The sequence below is a fragment of the Mesorhizobium sp. M7A.F.Ca.US.005.03.2.1 genome, from assembly GCF_003997795.1.
GTDB lineage: Bacteria > Pseudomonadota > Alphaproteobacteria > Rhizobiales > Rhizobiaceae > Mesorhizobium > Mesorhizobium ciceri.
Genome location: NZ_RZRP01000032.1, coordinates 1 through 17,671 on the forward strand (window position 1 = coordinate 1; position 17,671 = coordinate 17,671).

The 17,671-nt window shown below is 63.0% G+C and carries 15 protein-coding genes and 1 riboswitch; of the genes, 8 read left to right on the forward strand and 7 right to left on the reverse strand.

All coding sequences use genetic code 11. The features are described 5' to 3' along the window. From fba to EN991_RS03460, 3 genes are all read right to left on the reverse strand, one after another. Nucleotides 1-886, reverse strand: an 886-nt coding sequence (fba, locus tag EN991_RS03450) for a class II fructose-bisphosphate aldolase (RefSeq protein ID WP_127368158.1), incomplete at its 3' end; no start/stop codon positions are given. Between the two features lie 164 nt (nucleotides 887-1,050). Continuing rightward, a complete protein-coding gene (locus EN991_RS03455) occupies nucleotides 1,051-1,524 on the reverse strand; it encodes a 6,7-dimethyl-8-ribityllumazine synthase (protein WP_027163855.1) in 474 nt (157 codons plus the stop codon). Between the two features lie 77 nt (nucleotides 1,525-1,601). Further along, nucleotides 1,602-1,816, reverse strand: a riboswitch (FMN riboswitch). 66 nt (nucleotides 1,817-1,882) lie between these two features. Next, the gene (locus EN991_RS03460; RefSeq protein ID WP_027163854.1) at nucleotides 1,883-3,052 is read right to left on the reverse strand and encodes an MFS transporter; all 1,170 of its coding nucleotides are present in this window, start codon (nucleotides 3,050-3,052) and stop codon (nucleotides 1,883-1,885) included. A gap of 49 nt (nucleotides 3,053-3,101) precedes the next feature. On the opposite strand from EN991_RS03460, the gene EN991_RS03465 reads away from it, so the two are divergent. Beyond that, nucleotides 3,102-3,641 (forward strand): Lrp/AsnC family transcriptional regulator, encoded by a 540-nt coding sequence (locus EN991_RS03465; protein ID WP_013532925.1) that lies wholly within the window; start codon nucleotides 3,102-3,104, stop codon nucleotides 3,639-3,641. Nucleotides 3,642-3,651: 10 nt separating this feature from the next. On the opposite strand, the gene mtnA is transcribed toward EN991_RS03465, so the two are convergent. Next, nucleotides 3,652-4,746: an S-methyl-5-thioribose-1-phosphate isomerase gene (gene mtnA, locus EN991_RS03470; protein WP_013532924.1), complete on the reverse strand. Its 1,095-nt coding sequence runs from the start codon at nucleotides 4,744-4,746 to the stop codon at nucleotides 3,652-3,654. Next, on the reverse strand, nucleotides 4,743-6,017 hold the full coding sequence (mtnK, locus tag EN991_RS03475; protein WP_063171611.1) for an S-methyl-5-thioribose kinase: 1,275 nt from the start codon (nucleotides 6,015-6,017) through the stop codon (nucleotides 4,743-4,745). The genes mtnA and mtnK overlap by 4 nt, the downstream gene beginning before the upstream one ends. Before the next feature lie 135 nt (nucleotides 6,018-6,152). On the opposite strand from mtnK, the gene EN991_RS03480 reads away from it, so the two are divergent. The 4 genes from EN991_RS03480 (at nucleotide 6,153) to EN991_RS03495 (ending at nucleotide 10,790) form a co-directional block, all read left to right on the forward strand. Then, nucleotides 6,153-7,664 carry a sugar ABC transporter ATP-binding protein gene (locus EN991_RS03480; RefSeq protein ID WP_024502579.1) on the forward strand — a complete coding sequence of 504 codons (1,512 nt, stop codon included), beginning with the start codon at nucleotides 6,153-6,155 and terminating at the stop codon, nucleotides 7,662-7,664. A gap of 79 nt (nucleotides 7,665-7,743) precedes the next feature. Continuing rightward, nucleotides 7,744-8,739, forward strand: coding sequence for an ABC transporter permease (locus tag EN991_RS03485; protein WP_013532921.1), 996 nt, complete (start codon nucleotides 7,744-7,746; stop codon nucleotides 8,737-8,739). A 51-nt stretch (nucleotides 8,740-8,790) separates the two neighbouring features. Next, entirely contained in the window at nucleotides 8,791-9,843 is a 1,053-nt protein-coding gene (locus tag EN991_RS03490; RefSeq protein WP_013532920.1) for a substrate-binding domain-containing protein, read from the forward strand. Nucleotides 9,844-9,944: 101 nt separating this feature from the next. Beyond that, complete coding sequence (locus EN991_RS03495; RefSeq protein WP_127368159.1) at nucleotides 9,945-10,790, forward strand: acyl-CoA thioester hydrolase/BAAT C-terminal domain-containing protein; 846 nt, start codon at nucleotides 9,945-9,947, stop codon at nucleotides 10,788-10,790. A 53-nt stretch (nucleotides 10,791-10,843) separates the two neighbouring features. Here EN991_RS03495 and EN991_RS03500 read toward each other — a convergent pair whose 3' ends face one another. Further along, nucleotides 10,844-12,898 carry a bifunctional aldolase/short-chain dehydrogenase gene (locus EN991_RS03500; protein WP_027163848.1) on the reverse strand — a complete coding sequence of 685 codons (2,055 nt, stop codon included), beginning with the start codon at nucleotides 12,896-12,898 and terminating at the stop codon, nucleotides 10,844-10,846. Between the two features lie 91 nt (nucleotides 12,899-12,989). Continuing rightward, nucleotides 12,990-13,955: a sugar-binding transcriptional regulator gene (locus EN991_RS03505; protein WP_013532917.1), complete on the reverse strand. Its 966-nt coding sequence runs from the start codon at nucleotides 13,953-13,955 to the stop codon at nucleotides 12,990-12,992. Between the two features lie 191 nt (nucleotides 13,956-14,146). Here EN991_RS03505 and EN991_RS03510 point away from each other — a divergent pair, with 191 nt between their 5' ends. The 3 genes from EN991_RS03510 to EN991_RS03520 all read left to right on the forward strand — a co-directional run. Continuing rightward, complete coding sequence (locus EN991_RS03510) at nucleotides 14,147-15,787, forward strand: acyl-CoA synthetase (RefSeq protein ID WP_127368160.1); 1,641 nt, start codon at nucleotides 14,147-14,149, stop codon at nucleotides 15,785-15,787. A 460-nt stretch (nucleotides 15,788-16,247) separates the two neighbouring features. Beyond that, nucleotides 16,248-16,853, forward strand: a complete 606-nt coding sequence (locus EN991_RS03515) for a TetR family transcriptional regulator (protein WP_013532915.1) — start codon at nucleotides 16,248-16,250, stop codon at nucleotides 16,851-16,853. 56 nt (nucleotides 16,854-16,909) lie between these two features. Then, the coding region (locus EN991_RS03520) for an efflux RND transporter periplasmic adaptor subunit (protein ID WP_127368161.1) at nucleotides 16,910-17,671 on the forward strand (762 nt) is incomplete at its 3' end.

The following is a 17,671-nucleotide window of genomic DNA, read 5'->3' on the forward strand; positions in this document are numbered from 1 at the left end:
GATTCTCGGTCAGCACCTTGCGGATCGCGCCGGTCAGCGCCATGCGGTTGTCGGTGTCGATGTTGATCTTGCGCACGCCGTGCTTGATGCCGCGCTGGATCTCCTCGACCGGCACGCCCCAGGTCGGCTTCATCTGGCCGCCATATTTATTGATGATCTCCTGCAGATCCTCGGGCACCGAGGACGAGCCGTGCATGACCAGGTGCATGTTCGGCAGGCGGCGGTGGATCTCCTCGATGACGTTCATGGCCAGCACCGCGCCGTCCGGCTTGCGCGAGAATTTGTAGGCGCCATGGCTGGTGCCCATGGCAACCGCCAGCGCATCGACATGGGTGTCTTTGACGAACTCGACCGCCTGTTCGGGATCGGTCAAAAGCTGGTCGTGGCTGATCGCCCCTTCGACGCCGTGGCCGTCTTCCTGCTCGCCGCCGCCGCTCTCGAGCGAGCCGAGCACGCCGATCTCGCCTTCGACGGACACGCCGCCCCAATGCGCCATGTCGACGACGCGCTTGGTGATGCCGGAATTGTAGGCGTAGTCGGCCGGCGTCTTGCCGTCTTCCTTCAGCGATCCGTCCATCATGACGGAGGTGAAGCCGTACTGGATCGCGGTGACGCAGGTGGCTTCGTTGTTGCCATGGTCGAGATGCATGCAGACCGGAATGTCGGGATGGATTTCGACCAGCGCGTCGATCAGCTTGGCCAGCACCACGTCATTGGCATAGGCGCGCGCGCCGCGGCTAGCCTGCAGGATGACCGGCGACTTGGTCTCCTCGGCGGCCTCCATGATGGCGAGGCCCTGTTCCATGTTGTTCATGTTGAAAGCGGGCACGCCATAGCCGTATTCGGCGGCGTGGTCGAGCAATTGTCTCAGTGTTATGCGAGCCACCCAATAGTCTCCCGTATCTGGTTTCAAGCGCAACGTCGCGGGCCGGCCGGTTTGCCGGTCGGCCCTTGATGCTTCTGGCGGGATTTCAAGGGAACCGCAACCTTCGGAGCGCTTATCGATCGCAATTCTTGTTGCAGGGTTGAAATCCGGCCAGTTTGACGACCTCAGGCCGCGATCAGGTCCCGCGCCGCCAGGAGTTGCACGCAGGCGTTCGCCGCTTCCTTGCCCTTGACGGTGAAGTGCTCGAAGAAGAAGCGGTGGTGCTCGGCGCTGTCGTGGTAGTTGTGCGGGGTGAGCACCGCCGACAGCACCGGCACGCCGGTCGACAGCTGCACGTTCATCATGCCGTCGATGACGGCACTTGCGACGAACTCATGCCGGTAGATGCCGCCATTGACGACAAAGGCTGTGCCGAGGATCGCGGCATAACGGCCGGTCCCGGCCAGGGTCTTGGCATGCAGGGGGATCTCATAGGCGCCGGGCACATCGAAGATGTCGACGGTGAAGCGCTCGCCTCCCAGAGAGGCCAGTTCCGTCTCGAACGCCAGTACGCACTGGTCGACGATATCGGCATGCCAGCGCGCGCGGATAACGGCGATGCGGGTCGTTTCGTAGTCTTTATGGGAATGCTGATTCATGGGTCCATCCTTCCGTTTCGAACCAGAATCAGGACGCACGATACGGATTAAGCCCGCGAAAAGCGGGCCGGCTTCCGTTTCGTCCTCTTCCATCCGGACTGTAACCGTCGGCTCCGGAATCACACCGGATCTGCTGACCTTTCCACTAGAGCGCCACGCGTCCCTTGGACGCGTAAAGGACGCTCTAGCACTTAAGAATCCACGCATTGATGCGTGGACCGGAAAGCGCTCGCGGGCTTGGGTAGAAACCCTTACCGCCGGTGGGGACTTTCACCCCGCCCTGAGAACATTAACGGCTTTGTATGAAAGGGCAGGACGCTGCTGTCAACCGTGAGAAGGTTGGGCCAAGTCCGTTCGACTACCGCGTGCGCCACGCCGCCGCCGATGCGGCGATCAGCATGAGCAGTGCTGCAACCATCACGCAGACAGCAAAGCCGAAGTTGGAATAAAGCGGCCCGAAGCTGGTGGTGCCGACAAAGACCGCGAGGTAAGTCACCGCACTGTTCAGCCCCATGATCGTGCCGCGCCGCGACGGATCGAGCGCCGACAGGCGCATCACCAGGACATTCAGGCCGAAATGGTTGGCCAGTCCCCAGATTGCCACCATGGTCAGGGTCAGCCCGAAACTGTCGCTCGTCGCCGCCATCGCGACGTAGACGACGGCGACAAGAAGATAGGCAAACGGCATGACGCGCCGCGCACCCAGTCTGTCGATGATGCCGTCGAGCAGAGCAGCCGTCCCGAAGCCTATGCCGTAGGCAAGCGCCGCCAGGCCATTGGCGCTCACCGGCTGTCCAAGCCCGACATGAAGATGGTCGCCGAGATAGCCATAGACGCCGTAGAACGAAGTCATGAAGGCCGCGCACGCGACCAGCAGCGGCAGGATTCCGGGAATGCCGAGCGCTTCCAGCGGGGCGGGCGCCGGTCCGGCCTTCCTGGTGTCGCTGAGCGACGTCGCTGTCAGCCCCATCCATGCAAGGGCCGCAAGCACCGCGACCGCTGCGAAAACGGCGCGCCAATGCACCAGATCGGCAAGCACGGCCGAAAGCGAAACGCCGGCAACCATGCTGAGTGTCCATCCGGTCAGCACGACGCCGATCGTGCCGCTCTCCCTGCCCGGAGGAGCGATGGCCGCCGCGCTGGCATAGATCGCCGGCATGGCGACGCCGGCGGCGATGCCGGCCAGCAGCTGTGCGGCGACCAGCATGATCACCGTGGGTGCCGCGGCGCTGGCGACCAGCGCCAGTGCCAACAGCAGCAGTGCGCCCTGCAGCATTCTGCGAGCACCGAGCCGGTCGATGTAGCGCGCCAGGAACAGCGCGCTGGCAGAGGTGCCGAGGCCGAACGCGGCCGCCGCAATCATCACGGCCGGCACGCTGGTTCCGAACGACGAGGCGACAGCCGGTGCAATCGGACCCAGCACCAGCGAGTTCGAGCCGATGACCGCGATGCAGCCCGTCAACAGATAGGCAAGCGCCGGGATCGGGGCTCGGGCAGTCAATGGTGCAAGTTGATCAATGTTCGACATATCGGCATAATGGCCGTATTATATTCAGCGGAGAACCAGGAATTTCGCCATGGATGAAGAAACAGATGGCATTCTGCAGAACAGGCCAGCGGCCCGCGATCTCGACGCGATAGACCGAAGAATATTAGGTGTCCTGGTCGATGATGCCACGATCAGCTACGCCGAACTCGGCGATCGCGTCGGCTTGTCGCCACCGGCAGCGCATGAGCGGGTCAAACGGCTCCGGCGCAGCGGCGCCATCCGCAACACGGTCACCATCATCGATCCCCGGGCGGTGAAAAAGCCTTTGCTCGCCTTTGTCCATATCGACACCAGGGGCTGGGGAAAGACGCCGGAACTGATGGCGGTCTCGCAATATCCCGAAGTGGAGGAAATCCATACCGTCGCCGGCGACACCTGCATGCTGCTGAAGGTCCGCACCGAAGACACCAGGGCCCTCGAAGGCCTTTTGGCGCGCCTCTACGAAACGCCGGGCGTCACCTCGACGCGCAGCTATGTGGTGCTCTCGACCTATCTGGAGCGGCCGGTGCAGCCGGGTATCACCGAGACTTGGCCGACACCCAAGCACATGGCCGAGCCTCTGTACTAGAAGCGAGCGGCTACGCCCGCTCGGGAAACATCTGCTTCAGGCCCTCGCGCGAGGCCTTGGCGACACCGCGCTCGGTGATCAGGCCGGTCACCAGCCGCGCCGGCGTCACGTCGAAGGCCGGGTTGGCCGCCGGCGTCGTCTCAGGCGAAATGCGCACCTGGGCAATCTCGCCGGCGGCGGTCTTGCCCCAGACCAGCGAGACCTCGTCGGCCGAGCGTTGCTCGATCGGGATCTCGGCCAGACCGTCATGCACCGTCCAATCGATGGTCGGCGACGGCAATGCGACATAGAACGGCACGTCATTGTCGGCGGCGGCGAGCGCCTTGAGATAGGTGCCGATCTTGTTGCAGACATCGCCGTCGGCCGTGGTGCGGTCGGTACCGACGATGACCATGTCGATTGCGCCGCGCTGCATCAGATGGCCGCCGGCATTGTCGACGATCAGCGTGTGCGGCACGCCGTGCCCGGCCATCTCCCAGGCGGTCAGCTGGGCGCCCTGGTTGCGCGGCCGCGTCTCGTCGACATAGACATGGACCGGAATGCCGGCTTCTGTGGCCAGGTAGATCGGCGCGGTCGCCGTGCCGTAATCGACCGTCGCCAGCCAGCCGGCGTTGCAATGGGTCAGGATGTTGACCGGCTCGCCCTTCTGCTTGCGCGCCGCGATCGCCTTGATGATGGTGAGACCGTTCTCGCCGATGGCGCGGTTGAGGCCGACATCTTCGTCGGCGATCTCACTGGCCCGCCGATAGGCGGCTGCAGCGCGTTGTTCGGTAGGCAAAGGCCGCAGGAAGCGCCGCATTTCGTCCAGCGCCCAGCGCAGATTGATCGCGGTCGGCCGCGTCTCGTGCAGGGTCTCCCACACGGCGTCGAGCGCTGCATCCGACGCATCGTCGGCCATCTGCATGGCGACGCCATAGGCAGCGGTGACGCCAATGAGAGGCGCGCCACGCACCCACATGTCACGGATGGCGGTGGCGATGCCGGCAACCGTGCCGATCCTCTCGATGCGGAAATCATGCGGCAGCCAGCGCTGGTCGATGATATCGACCGAACGCCCGTCGTCGCTCAGCCAGATGGTGCGATAGTGGCGGTCGCCGACGTTCAAATGCTGCTCTCCTGTTCGATCAGCGCGGCCAGTTGGTTGACCTCGTCGATGCTGTGGATCTGGCGCCGGTTGACGGCGAGGTGGCGGCCGAATTTCAGCGCCTTTGCTTCACAACTGGCGCGCAGATCCTCGTCGGCAATGGTCTCGAAATCGGCATTGTGAGCGAGACCGAGGATGCGCCGGTGCACTTCGACGCCGGCAAAGCCTAGCAGGTCGGTCCAGATCTGGTGCAGCACATGGTCGCGCGCCTGCTCTGAGGCAAGGATGTCGCCCTGGTCCTCGAACAGGCTCTTTTGGTAGAGCATGCCGGTGCGCTCGCTGCGCCATAGATGCGAAAACTCGGCGCGGAACACCGACCAGGTCTCGACCGTCACACCGAGCAGATAGGCGCGCATGGCGTCGCGCTTGCCCTTCTGTTCGTGGCCGCGTTGCGAGAAGAAGGACATCCAGAAATTGGCAAGCAGCATGCCGACGTCGAAAGCCATCGGGCCGTAGAAGGCGAACTCCGGATCGATCATCCGGGTCTCCGTGTCGGTGACCATGATCGAACCGGAATGCAGGTCGCCATGCAGCAGCGTTTCGGCATTGGCGGCGAAGATGTGCTTCAGCCGCTGCGCCTCGACCTTGAGGTCGCGGTCGGCGCGCAGTTCGGCGACCAGGCCGTCGAGCTGCGGCGAGGTGTGCCGGTTCATCTTGGCATCGAAATAGGGATCGGAGAACACCAGGTTTTCGGTGATGTCGCAAAGCTCGACATTGTCGGCGAACAGCGCCAGATCGGCCTTGCGGTCCTTGGCGGCCATATGCAGGTCGGAGCCGCGAAACAGCGTCCGGGCCATGAACAGGCCGATATCCCGGGCGATGTTCGGCAGTTGGCGGCCGTCGATCAGGGCACGGCGCAGGATGATATGCGGCGGCGCAAGATATTCCATGATGATCAGCGCCTGACCTTCATCGAAATAATGGATCGCCGGCACCGAGCCCGGCGCGCGCGCCTCTTGCCTGGTCAGCGCGTGATATTCGAAGAAGGAGCGCTTCAACGGCAGCGGCCAGCTGTCGCCGACCAGGCGGACATAGGGCAGGGCCTGCTTGACCACGGCCGCACCGCTGGCGCCCTCGACGATGAACACCAGGTTGAGATTGCCGTCGCCGACCTCGCGGACCTTCCAGGCGCCAGTGTCCTTGCCGATCTTCGCGCACAGCGCCTCGTTGCCGCCAAGGCGTGCAGCCAGGGTTTCGACCGACAGGGCTTCGAACGGCAATTCTTCAGTCATCGTTATCCTCCCGCATATGCGCTTCCAACATAACGGAGGCGTGGCGGCCGGGCCAAGCTAGGAAGCGATCTGGCAATTGTCAATCGTGTTGACAATTGCCGATGCAGCTCATAGCGTCATGTCAGGGAGGAACGCATGGTCGGCAATGCCGTGTTCCGCGTAGAGGGACTGAGGAAATCCTTTGGCCATAACGAGGTGCTTGGCGGCGTCTCGCTGGAACTGTATGCCGGTGAAGTGACCGTGCTGATGGGCGCCAACGGCGCCGGCAAATCCACCCTCGTCAAGATCATCTCTGGTGTCTATGAACGCGGCGGCGGGACGATGGTGCTCGCCGACCAGGATTTCGCGCCGAAAACCCCGGCCGAGGCGATCCGCGCCGGCGTCGTCACCGTGCACCAGAACATCAATGACGGTGTCGTCGCCGATCTCGACGTCGCCACCAACCTGACGCTGGACCGGCTGAGCGGCAGCGGTGCGCCGACCCTGTTCAATCCAATGCGCGTGCGGCGAGAGGCCAAGGCGGTTGCCGACCGCATGGGGCTGGCCATCGATTTGAAGGCGCGGGTGAGTGATCTTTCGCTGGCCGATCGCCAGATGGTGGCGATTGCCCGCGCGCTGGCGCACAAGCCGAAAGTGCTGATCCTCGACGAGCCGACCTCATCGCTCTCCAGCGCCGAGGCTGATCGGCTGTTTGCCCTGATCGACAGGCTGCGCGAGCAAGGCGTGGCCATCCTCTACATCTCGCACCGTATGTCGGACATAAGGCGGCTGGCCGACCGCATCGTATCGATGCGGGACGGGATCATCTCAGGCATTTTCGACAAGAAACCGCTCGACTATGAAGGCGCGGTCAACGCCATGCTCGGCCGCAAGATCCATCTCGACCGGATTGTTGTCAGGGATTCAGCCAATGCCGTCTTCAAGATAGACGGTCTGCGCATCGCACAAGGCGCGCGGCCGATCTCGCTGACGCTCGGCGACGGTGAGGTCGTTGCCATCACCGGCCTCGTCGGCGTCGGCAAGACGGCGCTTGCCGAGACGCTGTTTGGCGTGCGCCAGCCGCTGGCCGGCACAATGACGCTGAACGGCAGGCCTTATGCGCCTGAAACAGCCGGCGAGGCGATCGCCGCCGGCGTGTTCCTCGTTGCCAAGGACCGCGGCGAGAACGGCATCGTCGGCGGCTTCAACATCCAGGAAAATATCAGCCTGCCGTTTCACAAGCGCATGTCACGTTTCGCTGTTCTCAAGCGCCGTCTGGAACGCGCCACGGCGCGCCGGCAGATCGAGGAGCTGGGCATCGTCTGCCGCTCCGAGAAGGACGAGATGTCGGAGCTCTCCGGCGGCAACCAGCAGAAGGTGATGGTCGCCCGCTGGATGGCCCAGCATGCGAGACTGTTCATTCTGGACGAGCCGTTTCAGGGCGTCGATATTTCCGCCCGGCGCGACATCGCCGCCAAGCTCAGGGCCAGTGCAAACGGACGCGCCACGCTGCTGTTCGTCACCGAACTCGACGAGGCGCTGGAGACCGCCGATCGCATCCTGGTCATGTCGGAACAGACCATCGTCGGCGAGCACCGCAATGCCGATGTCGATCTCGACCGCCTGTTGGCCGAGGTCGCCGGCGGGCCGCTGCACAGTGCCGCCTGAGCACGGGCGTTAGGAATGGGAATGGAAAGAGCATGGGTTCGGATTGGCTAAAAACGGCAGCAGCGCGCGGGAGCGCCGAATGACATTGCGCGACCACGCCATCCGCTACGGCTTCATCGTGCTCTTGTTCGGGCTCGTCGCCTATTTCTCGATCGCCGCCGACGGTTTCGTTTCGCCGCAAAGTGCGGTTTTCATCTTCCAGTCGGTCGCCATCACCGGCGTGCTGGCGCTCGGCGTCACCGCCACGCTGGTCGTCGGAGGTTTTGATCTGTCGATCGGCTCGGTCGCCACCTCAGCCATGATGGCGGCCGCCTATGTCATGGTGGTGCTGGAGCAGAACGCCCTTGTCGCGGTCGTCGTCTGCCTGCTCATCGGCGCCATCGTCGGCCTGATCAATGGCTGGCTGATCGTCTACATGCGTGTGCCCGATCTGCTGGCGACGCTCGGCATGATGTTCCTGCTCGTCGGCCTGCAGCGCATTCCAACCGAAGGCCGCTCGATCGCCACCGGCATGACCATGCCGGACGGTTCGGTCGCCAACGGCAAATTCTCCGACGCCTTCCTGGCGCTCGGCCGCCACCGCTTCGACTTCTTCATCCCGAACCTCATTCCAGTGTCGGTGGTGGTGCTGCTCGTGCTCGCCGTGCTGATCTGGTTCTTCCTCGAATACACCCGTTTCGGCCGCATGATGTATGCCGTCGGCAGCAATGAGCGCGCCGCCGAACTCGCCGGCGCGCCTGTCAAGGCATACAAGATCTGGGCTTACGTCATTTCAGGTGTTTTTGCCTCGATCGGCGGCATTTTGCTCGCTGCCCGGCTTGGACGCGGCGACATCGCCTCGGGTAATAATCTGCTGCTCGATGCGGTTGCCGCGGCGCTGATCGGCTACGCGGTGCTGGGTGCCGCCAAGCCGAATGCGTTCGGCACCGCCATCGGCGCGCTGTTCGTCGGCATCTTGCTGCAAGGCCTGACGATGATGAACGCGCCTTACTACACGCAGGATTTCATCAAGGGCGTGGTTCTGGTCGTCGCCCTTGTCTTCACCTTTGCGCTTTCGGGCAGGGGCAGGAGATAGCTTTCGACCGGAACAGGATTTTCGAGTTCAACAAGAGTGGAGGAAAACAAAGTGAGCATTACAAGAAGACTTCTGGGGAAGGTGGCGCTCGGATTGGCCGGCGCAACCATGCTGATGCAGTTTCCGGCTTTTGCCGCGGACAAGCCGGCGCCCTTCGACAAGCCCGGCGTCAAGATCGCGCTAGTGCGCTATCTCTCGACCGGTGACTTCTTCCAGGCCTATCTCTCGGGCGTCGAGGCGCAGTCGAAGGCGCTCGGCATCGACCTGCGCGTCCTCGACAGCCGCCAGGATGCCGCTCTTCAGTCCGACATGGTCGACCAGGCCATCGCGCTCGGCGTGCAGGGCATCATCATCCAGCACGGCCTGACGGAATCGATGAAGGATGCCGCGCAGCGTGCGGTCGACGCCGGCATCAAGGTTGTGGCCTTCGACGTCAATGTCGAAAACCCCAAGATCCCGCAGATCGAACAGTCCGATCGCGACTTGGCCCGCCTCGCGCTCGAGCAGGCGGTCAAGGACAATGGCGAGAGCTGGAATGCCGGCTATGTCTATGTCGCCGGCATCGCGCCGCTCGACCGCCGCAACGAGACCTGGGTTGACGTCAAGAAGAAATATGCCGGCATCAAGGAAGTCGCGATGTTCGGCACGCTCGACAATCCGATCGCCAACTCCGTCGCCAACCAGGCGCGTTCGGTGCTGACGGCGCATCCCGACATCAAGGTGATGTTCGCTCCCTATGATGAATTCGCCAAGGGCGTGAAGATCGCTGTCGACGAAGCGGGCTTGAACAAGGGCATCAAGATCTATTCGGCCGACATTTCGACCTCGGACATCGCTGCGATGCGCGAGCCCGACAGCGCCTGGGCCGCGACCGCCGCGACCAACCCGGCCGTCGTCGGCCAGGTCTCGGTGCGTGCGCTGGCACAGCTGCTGGCCGGTGAAGACCCCGGCCACAACGTCGTCGTGCCGCCGACACTGATCACCCAGAAGGACCTCATCGACAAGGACATCAAGAACATGGAGGACCTGTCGGCCAAGCTGCCGCAGTTCGCCCACGCCGATGTCGCGATGCCGGCCTGGATGCCGAACCCGAACGCCAAGTAACTTTCGCTATCGAAGGCCGCCTGCAGCCGCTTGCTGCAGGCGGCCTTTTTGCCGAATATCTGCAGCCGGCGCCAGGCTCCGGCCCAAGGTTCGGTGCGTATATGGAAGTCCAAGCGGCAATCGAGGAAAACCTGTCCGGCGCCGTCGCCGGAACCTTGTTTCGATGCCCGCAGGCCACCACGGGTGTCGTGGTGCTGGGTGGGTCGAGTGGCCGCGTCGATGTCGGGCGCGCACGGCTCTTTGCAAACGAGGGCTCGTCGGCTTTGGCCCTGCAATGGTTTAGCGGTGAGGGCCAGCCTCCCGGAATATGCGAAATTCCCCTCGAAACCTTCTTCGCGGCAACCGATTGTCTCCTTGAAACAGGATGCCACCGCATCGTCTATGTCGGCACATCCAAGGGTGCCGAGGCCTCACTGCTTGCGGCGGTCCATGACCCGCGCATCGACGCTGTGGTCGCCATCAGCCCGTCATCGGTGATTTGGGGAAATATTGGTGCTGGCCCGGATGGCGTCAGCTGGCCTGAACGATCCTCATGGTCGCTCGACGGAATCCCCCTGCCGTTTGTGCCGACGGATCCAAACTGGACACCAGAATACGTGGATGGCTTGGTATCCTACAGGGGACTCTTCGAACATTGCTTGAAAACCTTCAGGCAGGAAGCGGCTGCGGCGACCATCCCCGTTGAGACCGCATCGGCCGAGATCCTGCTGGTCGCAGGCGGTGACGATGCGCTGTGGCCCTCCCTATGGTTCGCGACAGAAATTGTTCGGCGGCGCAGCGAAGCAGGCAAGATCACACATCTCGTGTCATCGCCGGATGCGGGGCATCGCATTCTCTTGCCTGGCGAGAACACACCACGCTCGACATTGCATGCACATGGCGGCAATGACGAGGCCGAATCACGGTTGGGCAGAATGGCGTGGGAAGGCATCCGAGAACAGCTGTAGCTGCAGATCCCGAATACCTTCGCCTGTTTTGCGTCAGTCTCGGCCGGTTTTCCCTACCGCATCGCTGCCGCGATATTGCCGCCGTCGACGGTCGTCACGTCGGCGGTGGTGCGGTCGGCCAGCGCGTGATGCAGGAAGGCCTGCGCCACGTCCTGCGCCGTCACTTCCTGGCCGAGCAGATTGCCGGACATGTAGTCCTTCTCCGACACGCCGCGCGCGCCTGAGCGGCTGGCAATCATGGCGTCGGTCAAAAGGCCCGAGCGGATGCGGTCGGCGTTGACGGCGTTCGAGCGGATGCCATGCGCGCCATAGTCGAGCGCGTACTGCCTGGACAGGAACAGCGTCGCCGCCTTCGGCACGCCATAGGCGCCGAACTTCGGGCCGGGGTTGACGGCCTGCTTGGAGGTGTTGAACAGAAGCACGCCGCCGGTGCCCTGCTCGAGCATGATGCGCACGGCATTCTGCGCCACCGATTGGTGGGCGAAGAAATTGAGCTCGAAACTCTTGCGCAAAAGTGCATCGTCGAGCTCGCCGATGCGGCCTTCCCAGGCGGCGCCGGCATTGGAAACCAGGATGTCGACACCGCCGAACACGGCGACCGCTTTGTCGAAGGCGGCACGCACCTGTGCCGGGTCGGTGATGTCTGCGGCGACGCCGATCGAATTGTTGCCGGCTTTCTTCGCTGCATCGGCGGCTTTTTCGGCGTCGAGATCGACGACGACGGCATGGGCGCCATTGTCGGCGAACAGCTTTGCCGTCGCTGCACCGATCGCGCCGGCACCGCCGGTGATCAGCACCACCTGGCCGGTCAGCGGCTTCGGCTTGTTGGAGGCGAGCTTGGCCTGTTCCAGCGACCAGTATTCGAGCGGGAACAGGTCGGCCTTGGAAAGCGGATGGAACCGGCCGACGGCCTCGGCGCCACGCACTGCCTCGATCCACATCTCACCGACATCCGACGCGATCTTCGCGTCCTTCAGGGTGCGGCCGTGGCCGAACATGCCGAGGCCGGGCACCAGCGTCAGCCGCGGCATCTGGTCAAGCATGGTGCGCTTGACGTCGTCGAGCGCATCATTGGTTTCGAAATAGGCGCGATAATCCTTGGCGAACGCGTCGACATGGCTCTTGATCACCGCCTTGTAGTCGCCGGCCTTGTCCGCGTCGGGCGCCGGCAGCGCCATCGGCCCGGTTTTGATGCGGATCGACAGATCGGGCGTCGAGACGCCGCGCCCGGCATAATCGGCGATCTCGGCTGAATTGATGAAATCGACAATTGCCGGCGAAGTGCGGAAATCGCTGACCATTCGGTCGAAGCGGCCTTCGCCGCGCGCTACCGCCACCGCGCCGCGCAGCATCGGCGCGATCGACGCCGGCGTCGCGAGCTTTGCCGGCAAGGCTGCCTTTGCCGCCTTCGGCTTGCCGCTTGCGGCAATATAGTCCTCGGCGACGTTCACATAATGGATCATCCGGTCGTAGGCCTGCTTCGCATCGTCGCCGAAGGTGAAGATGCCATGCTTGTCGAGGATCAGGCCCTCGACGTCAGGATCGGCGTCGAAGATGTCGGCAGCCGCCTTGGCGAGGTCGAAGCCGGGCATGATGTAAGGCACGTAACCCATCTTGCTGCCGAAAACCGTCTTCACCAGCGGCTTGGAGTCCTCCTGGTCGACGATGGCGAGAATGGCGGTCGAGTGCGTGTGGTCGACGAATTTGTGCGGCAGGAAGGCATGCAGCAACGTCTCGACCGACGGGTTGGGCGAGGACGGATCGATGAGGTTGACGCGTTGCAGGGCAACCATGTCCTCGTCGGCCAGCCTGTTCAGCGCGCGCGCCTTGAGCAGCGGCTTGAGCTTGACCGCCGGCAGGCCCTGCGGCTCGATGACGCCCATGTCCCAGCCGCTGCCCTTGACGCACAGCACGTCCCACTGGTCGCCGACGAGGTCGGTTGCCGTCGTCTTGCAAGAAGTGTTGCCGCCGCCATGCAGGACCAGCCGTGGTTCGCCGCCGAGCAGCCGGGTCGTGTAGACGCGCAGCGCCAGGTCGCGGCCGACACCCTTTTTCGCGTAGTCGGCGACGAGTTTTTCGGCTGCTTCGTCATTCCACAAATTCTTCATGTTCGCTTCGTCCGGTTGTTTGTCTTTGATGGTGAAACAGGAATGCCGCGACGCTTTGATGACAATGCGCCGGCGACGGAGAGGGGATTTCCTAGGAGGCCTTTTCTGTCGTGGCAGCAGCATGATCCAGGAGCCGCTGCGCCATGTGCGCGCCGACCACCAGATGCGTGCAAAGGCCGCCGGCGATCGCCGCGAGCAGCGGTTCGAACTTGCTGTCCTCCTGCACCACCACCAACCGCCTGGCGATGGCGCGCAGCGATGCAAGCTCGGCGGAGATCACCCGCCTGTTATAACTGCAGTCGAGCACCTTGCCCTCGGCGTCTATGATCTGCCCGGCAATCACGCCGGCAGCGCCTTGGCTGCGCAGATCCGCCATTTCACTTGGCGTCAGCGCGCCGCATTTGACCAGATGGCTGTCGGCGTCGACCGCGCCGACCGAGTATAACGCCAGGTCGCATTCGCCGACACCCGACAATTGTTCCCGGATCACCGGCTCGGCACGCAGCGCACGCGCAAGTTCTTCCGTAGACAGCACCAGCGGCGCGTAGAAATTGAGCCCTTTGGCGTTGAGCCGCCGCGCGATTTCCATAGTGCATTGGTCGGGGCGATAGGAATAGGGCGCGCCGAGATTGCCGCAGAGCTGCACCACCGTGACATCCTGCAGATCGGCATAGGACATGACGTCGGCAATCATATAGACGGTGCGGCCCCAGGCGACGCCGATGCGGTCGCCCTTCTTGACCAGTTCGAGAAAGACGCTCGCCGCCAGCACGGCGATTTCCGTCGACGGGTCGGCAATATGATCATTCTCCGGCGCGATCCAGACGGCGTCGAGGCTCAGCGCATCCTCGAGCTTGCGCGCCAGCACGTCGTCGGTGAAAAGCTGGGTCGAAGTCGAGATGTTGACGATGCCGGTCTCGCGCGCCTTGCGCAGGTACATGGCGACCGAGGCACGGGAAATGTTAAGCTGGCTCGCCACCTGGTCCTGCCGCAGGCCATGGGCATAGTAGAGCCAGGCGGCCTTGTGGATGAGTTGTTCTGCCGGTCGGATCGCCATGCCGTCTCCTCAGCTGACATTATTCACGGCTCTCGACAAAAGTCAAACTGGGCAGAGGTATGCGATGCTCCCGCTTGCGCCGAATCTGGTTCATCATTGTGCCGAATGCGCTCCGTCGTGGCATCGTTTGTGGTGACGCGGCCCGAGCCTGTGATTAGAACGTCTGAAAGAAAATCGCGGGGGAGCATGGGATGGGCAATCCTTACGAACAGGATCTCGACAAGAACGCGGCCAACCATCAGCCGCTGACGCCGCTCACCTATCTGGAGCGCGCGGCCAAGACCTATCCCGACCATATCGCCATCATCGATGGCCGCCAGCGCATCGACTATCGCACTTTCTGGCAGCGGTCGCTGAAGCTTGCCTCGGCCCTTCAGAAGCGCGGCATCGGCAAGGGCGACACCGTCACCGTCATGCTGTCAAACACGCCGCCGATGCTGGAGGCGCATTTCGGCGTGCCGATGACCAAGGCGGTGCTGCATTCGCTCAACACCCGCCTCGATGCGGCGGTCATCGCCTTCCAACTCGATCATGCCGAGACCAAGGTGCTGATCGTCGACCGCGAATTCTCCGGCGTCGTCAAGCAGGCCCTGGAACTGGCCAGGGTCAAGCCGCTGGTCATCGACTATGACGATCCCGAATACGCCGCCGACGCGCCGTACCCAAAGGGCGAGCGGGTAGGCTCACTGGACTATGAGGCATTTGTCGCAGGCGGCGACGCGGACTTCGCCTGGTCGATGCCCGACGACGAGTGGGATGCGATTTCGCTCAACTACACGTCCGGAACGACGGGCAATCCGAAGGGCGTCGTCTACCACCATCGCGGTGCGGCCCTGATGGCCTACACCAACACCATCCATGCCGGCATGGCCAAGCACGCGGTCTATTTGTGGACGCTGCCGATGTTCCACTGCAATGGCTGGTGCTTTCCCTGGACGCTCGCCGTCCAGGCCGGCACCCATGTCTGTCTGCGCTGGGTGCGGCCGAAGCCGATCTACGATGCGATCGCCGATCAGGGCGTCACCCATCTGTGCGGCGCGCCGGTCGTCATGTCGGTGCTGATCAATGCCAGGGACGAGGACAAGCGCGCATTTCCGCAGACGGTCACTTTCAACACGGCTGCAGCACCCCCGCCGGAAGCCGTGCTGTCGGGGATGGCGGATGCCGGCTTTGCCGTCACCCATCTCTACGGCCTGACCGAGACCTATGGCCCGGCGGTCGTCAACGAATGGCACGGCGCCTGGGATGATCTCGAAAAGGGCGAGCGCAGCGCCAGGAAGGCGCGGCAGGGCGTGCGCTATGCAGCGCTCGAAGGCCTGACGGTCATGGACCCCGAGACGATGCGGACGACACCGGCCGACGGCGAGACAATCGGCGAGGTCATGTTCCGCGGCAACATCGTCATGAAGGGCTACCTGAAAAACCGCAAGGCGAGCGACGAAGCCTTCGCCGGCGGCTGGTTCCATTCCGGCGATCTCGGCGTCATGCACCCCGATGGCTACATCCAGCTCAAGGACCGCTCCAAGGATATCATCATCTCCGGTGGCGAGAACATTTCCTCTATCGAGGTCGAGGACGCGCTCTACAAGCACCCGTCGGTTGCCTCTTGCGGCGTCGTCGCCAGGCCCGACGACAAATGGGGCGAAGTGCCTGTTGCCTATGTCGAGCTGAAACCCGGCAAGGTCGCGACCGAAGCCGAGATCATCGATCACTGCCGCGCGCTGCTTGCCCGGTTCAAAGTGCCGAAGGCGGTCATCTTCGCCGAAATCCCGAAAACCTCGACCGGCAAGATCCAGAAATTCCGGCTACGCGAGATGGCCAAGGGGGCTTAGCTGCATCGCCACCCATGCTTCGCCTCGACAATTTGTCGCGGGCTTCCGGGCTTCGTCATCCTAGGGTGTAGCAGTCGCGAGCGACGTCGCGGAAACCCTGGAGCTGCTCCGCAGCCCAAGGGATCCATGCCGTCACCTTGCGGCCGAGCTCCGACAGTCGAGAATGGCGGCTGCAGGCTACAGCTCGCTGACCGGTGTAACCTATTGATCCGTCGCACTCTTTGACCAACGCCGCGGCATGGATCCTAGGGTCTGCGCCGCGTCGCTTCGCTCCTTGCTTCGCCCTAGGATGACGAATTCATCAGGGCCAGCCGCTAACAGCGATCGTCGATTCCACCTTCTCACTGTCACCATCTGTCACCATTCGTACGTGTATACCGAATTCGCATTGACAGGTCCTTCTTTTCGATTTACGAGTGATGAAAATCAAAATTCGTCACTCGTAAATCGATAGAGGATCATGTCCGAAGCCGCCACCATAGTCGCCGAAGCCGCCCGACAGGAAAATGTAACGCGCATTCTCGATTGCGCCGAGCGCCTGTTCCGGCACTATGGCTACGGCAAGACCAATGTCGCCGACATTGCGCGTGAGCTCGGCATGTCGCCGGCCAACATCTACCGTTTCTTCGCCTCCAAGGTCGAAATCCACCAGGCCGTCTGCGGCCGGATGCTCGGCGCCAGCTACAAGATGGCCTACGAGATTTCGCGTCTGCCGATCAGCGCCGAGGAGCGGCTCCGGCGCTACGTGCATGCGCAATACAAGATGACGATGGAGGTCATGCTCGACGACCAGAAGGTCCACGAGATGGTCATCGTCGCCCTCGAACGGGATTGGGGTGTGATCGACAAGCATGTCGACAGCATTCACGACCTGTTCGCGGAAATCATTCGTGACGGGATCGAGGCCGGTGAGTTCAGAAAACAGGATCCGGTTATCGCGTCTCGCTGTTTCGGCGCCGCGACCGTCATCCTGTGTCACCCGCAGATGGTGGCGCAATGCCTTGCCAAGACCAACCGGGCAATGCCTGACGACCTCGTCGACTATGCAATCAAGGCCTTGAAGTAGCCTCCGCCCGTCGGGCGCCGGTTTCAACGATTCATCTCCATTTCGGGAGTACGCGCGTGTCTTCGTTCAGTTCAATCATCGGCAGGCTGCCGGTTGTAGGCCCGGTGCTGCTTGTCACCGCCACTCTCGGGCTTGCCGGCTGCAGCCAGGAAAAAGCCGAAGTCAAGGATATCATCCGCCCGGTCAAGGTTGTCGAGATCGCGAAGGTAAATGACACCCGCACGCTCTCCTATTCCGGCTCGGTGAGGGCCCGCACCGAGAGCGCTCTGGCATTTCGCGTCAATGGCAAGATCACCGAGCGCCTCGTCGATATCGGCCAGCATGTGGCCTCGGGCGATGTGCTCGCCCGCATCGATCCCATTGACTACGACCTTTCGGTCAAGAGCGCGCAGGCAGCGCTCGATGCCGCCGAGCGGCAGGTCGAGACCGTGGAACTCGCCCGCAAGCGTGCCGAGCAGCTTTTTGCCAAGAATTTTGCCCCGAAATCACAGCTCGAACAGGCGACCTTGACCTATGACCAAGCGGTCGCCACCCGTGATTCCGCCCTTTCGACACTGGCTCAGGCGAAGAACCAGGTCGGTTATACCGATCTCAAGGCCGACAGGGATGGCATCGTCACCACGGTCAGCGCCGACGTTGGCCAGGTGGTCGGTTCCGGTACGCCGGTTGTCACTGTCGCTGTCGAAGGCGAAAAGGAAGTGCTGATCGCCGTCCCCGAAATGGAAATCGCCGAATTCAAGCCGGGCAAGGCGGTCAAGGCGGGCTTCTGGTCGGACGATGCGCTGGCGCTCGACGGCAAGGTCCGCGAAGTCGCCGGC

What these genes read in the sequence shown, in the direction of transcription:
- EN991_RS03455 (WP_027163855.1), bottom strand. Translation starts at nt 1,524, where the DNA reads ATGAATCAGCATTCCCATAAAGACTACGAAACGACCCGCATCGCCGTT.
- EN991_RS03460 (WP_027163854.1), bottom strand. Translation starts at nt 3,052, where the DNA reads ATGTCGAACATTGATCAACTTGCACCATTGACTGCCCGAGCCCCGATC.
- EN991_RS03465 (WP_013532925.1), top strand. Translation starts at nt 3,102, where the DNA reads ATGGATGAAGAAACAGATGGCATTCTGCAGAACAGGCCAGCGGCCCGC.
- mtnK (WP_063171611.1), bottom strand. Translation starts at nt 6,017, where the DNA reads ATGACTGAAGAATTGCCGTTCGAAGCCCTGTCGGTCGAAACCCTGGCT.
- EN991_RS03480 (WP_024502579.1), top strand. Translation starts at nt 6,153, where the DNA reads ATGGTCGGCAATGCCGTGTTCCGCGTAGAGGGACTGAGGAAATCCTTT.
- EN991_RS03485 (WP_013532921.1), top strand. Translation starts at nt 7,744, where the DNA reads ATGACATTGCGCGACCACGCCATCCGCTACGGCTTCATCGTGCTCTTG.
- EN991_RS03495 (WP_127368159.1), top strand. Translation starts at nt 9,945, where the DNA reads ATGGAAGTCCAAGCGGCAATCGAGGAAAACCTGTCCGGCGCCGTCGCC.
- EN991_RS03500 (WP_027163848.1), bottom strand. Translation starts at nt 12,898, where the DNA reads ATGAAGAATTTGTGGAATGACGAAGCAGCCGAAAAACTCGTCGCCGAC.
- EN991_RS03505 (WP_013532917.1), bottom strand. Translation starts at nt 13,955, where the DNA reads ATGGCGATCCGACCGGCAGAACAACTCATCCACAAGGCCGCCTGGCTC.
- EN991_RS03510 (WP_127368160.1), top strand. Translation starts at nt 14,147, where the DNA reads ATGGGCAATCCTTACGAACAGGATCTCGACAAGAACGCGGCCAACCAT.
- EN991_RS03515 (WP_013532915.1), top strand. Translation starts at nt 16,248, where the DNA reads ATGTCCGAAGCCGCCACCATAGTCGCCGAAGCCGCCCGACAGGAAAAT.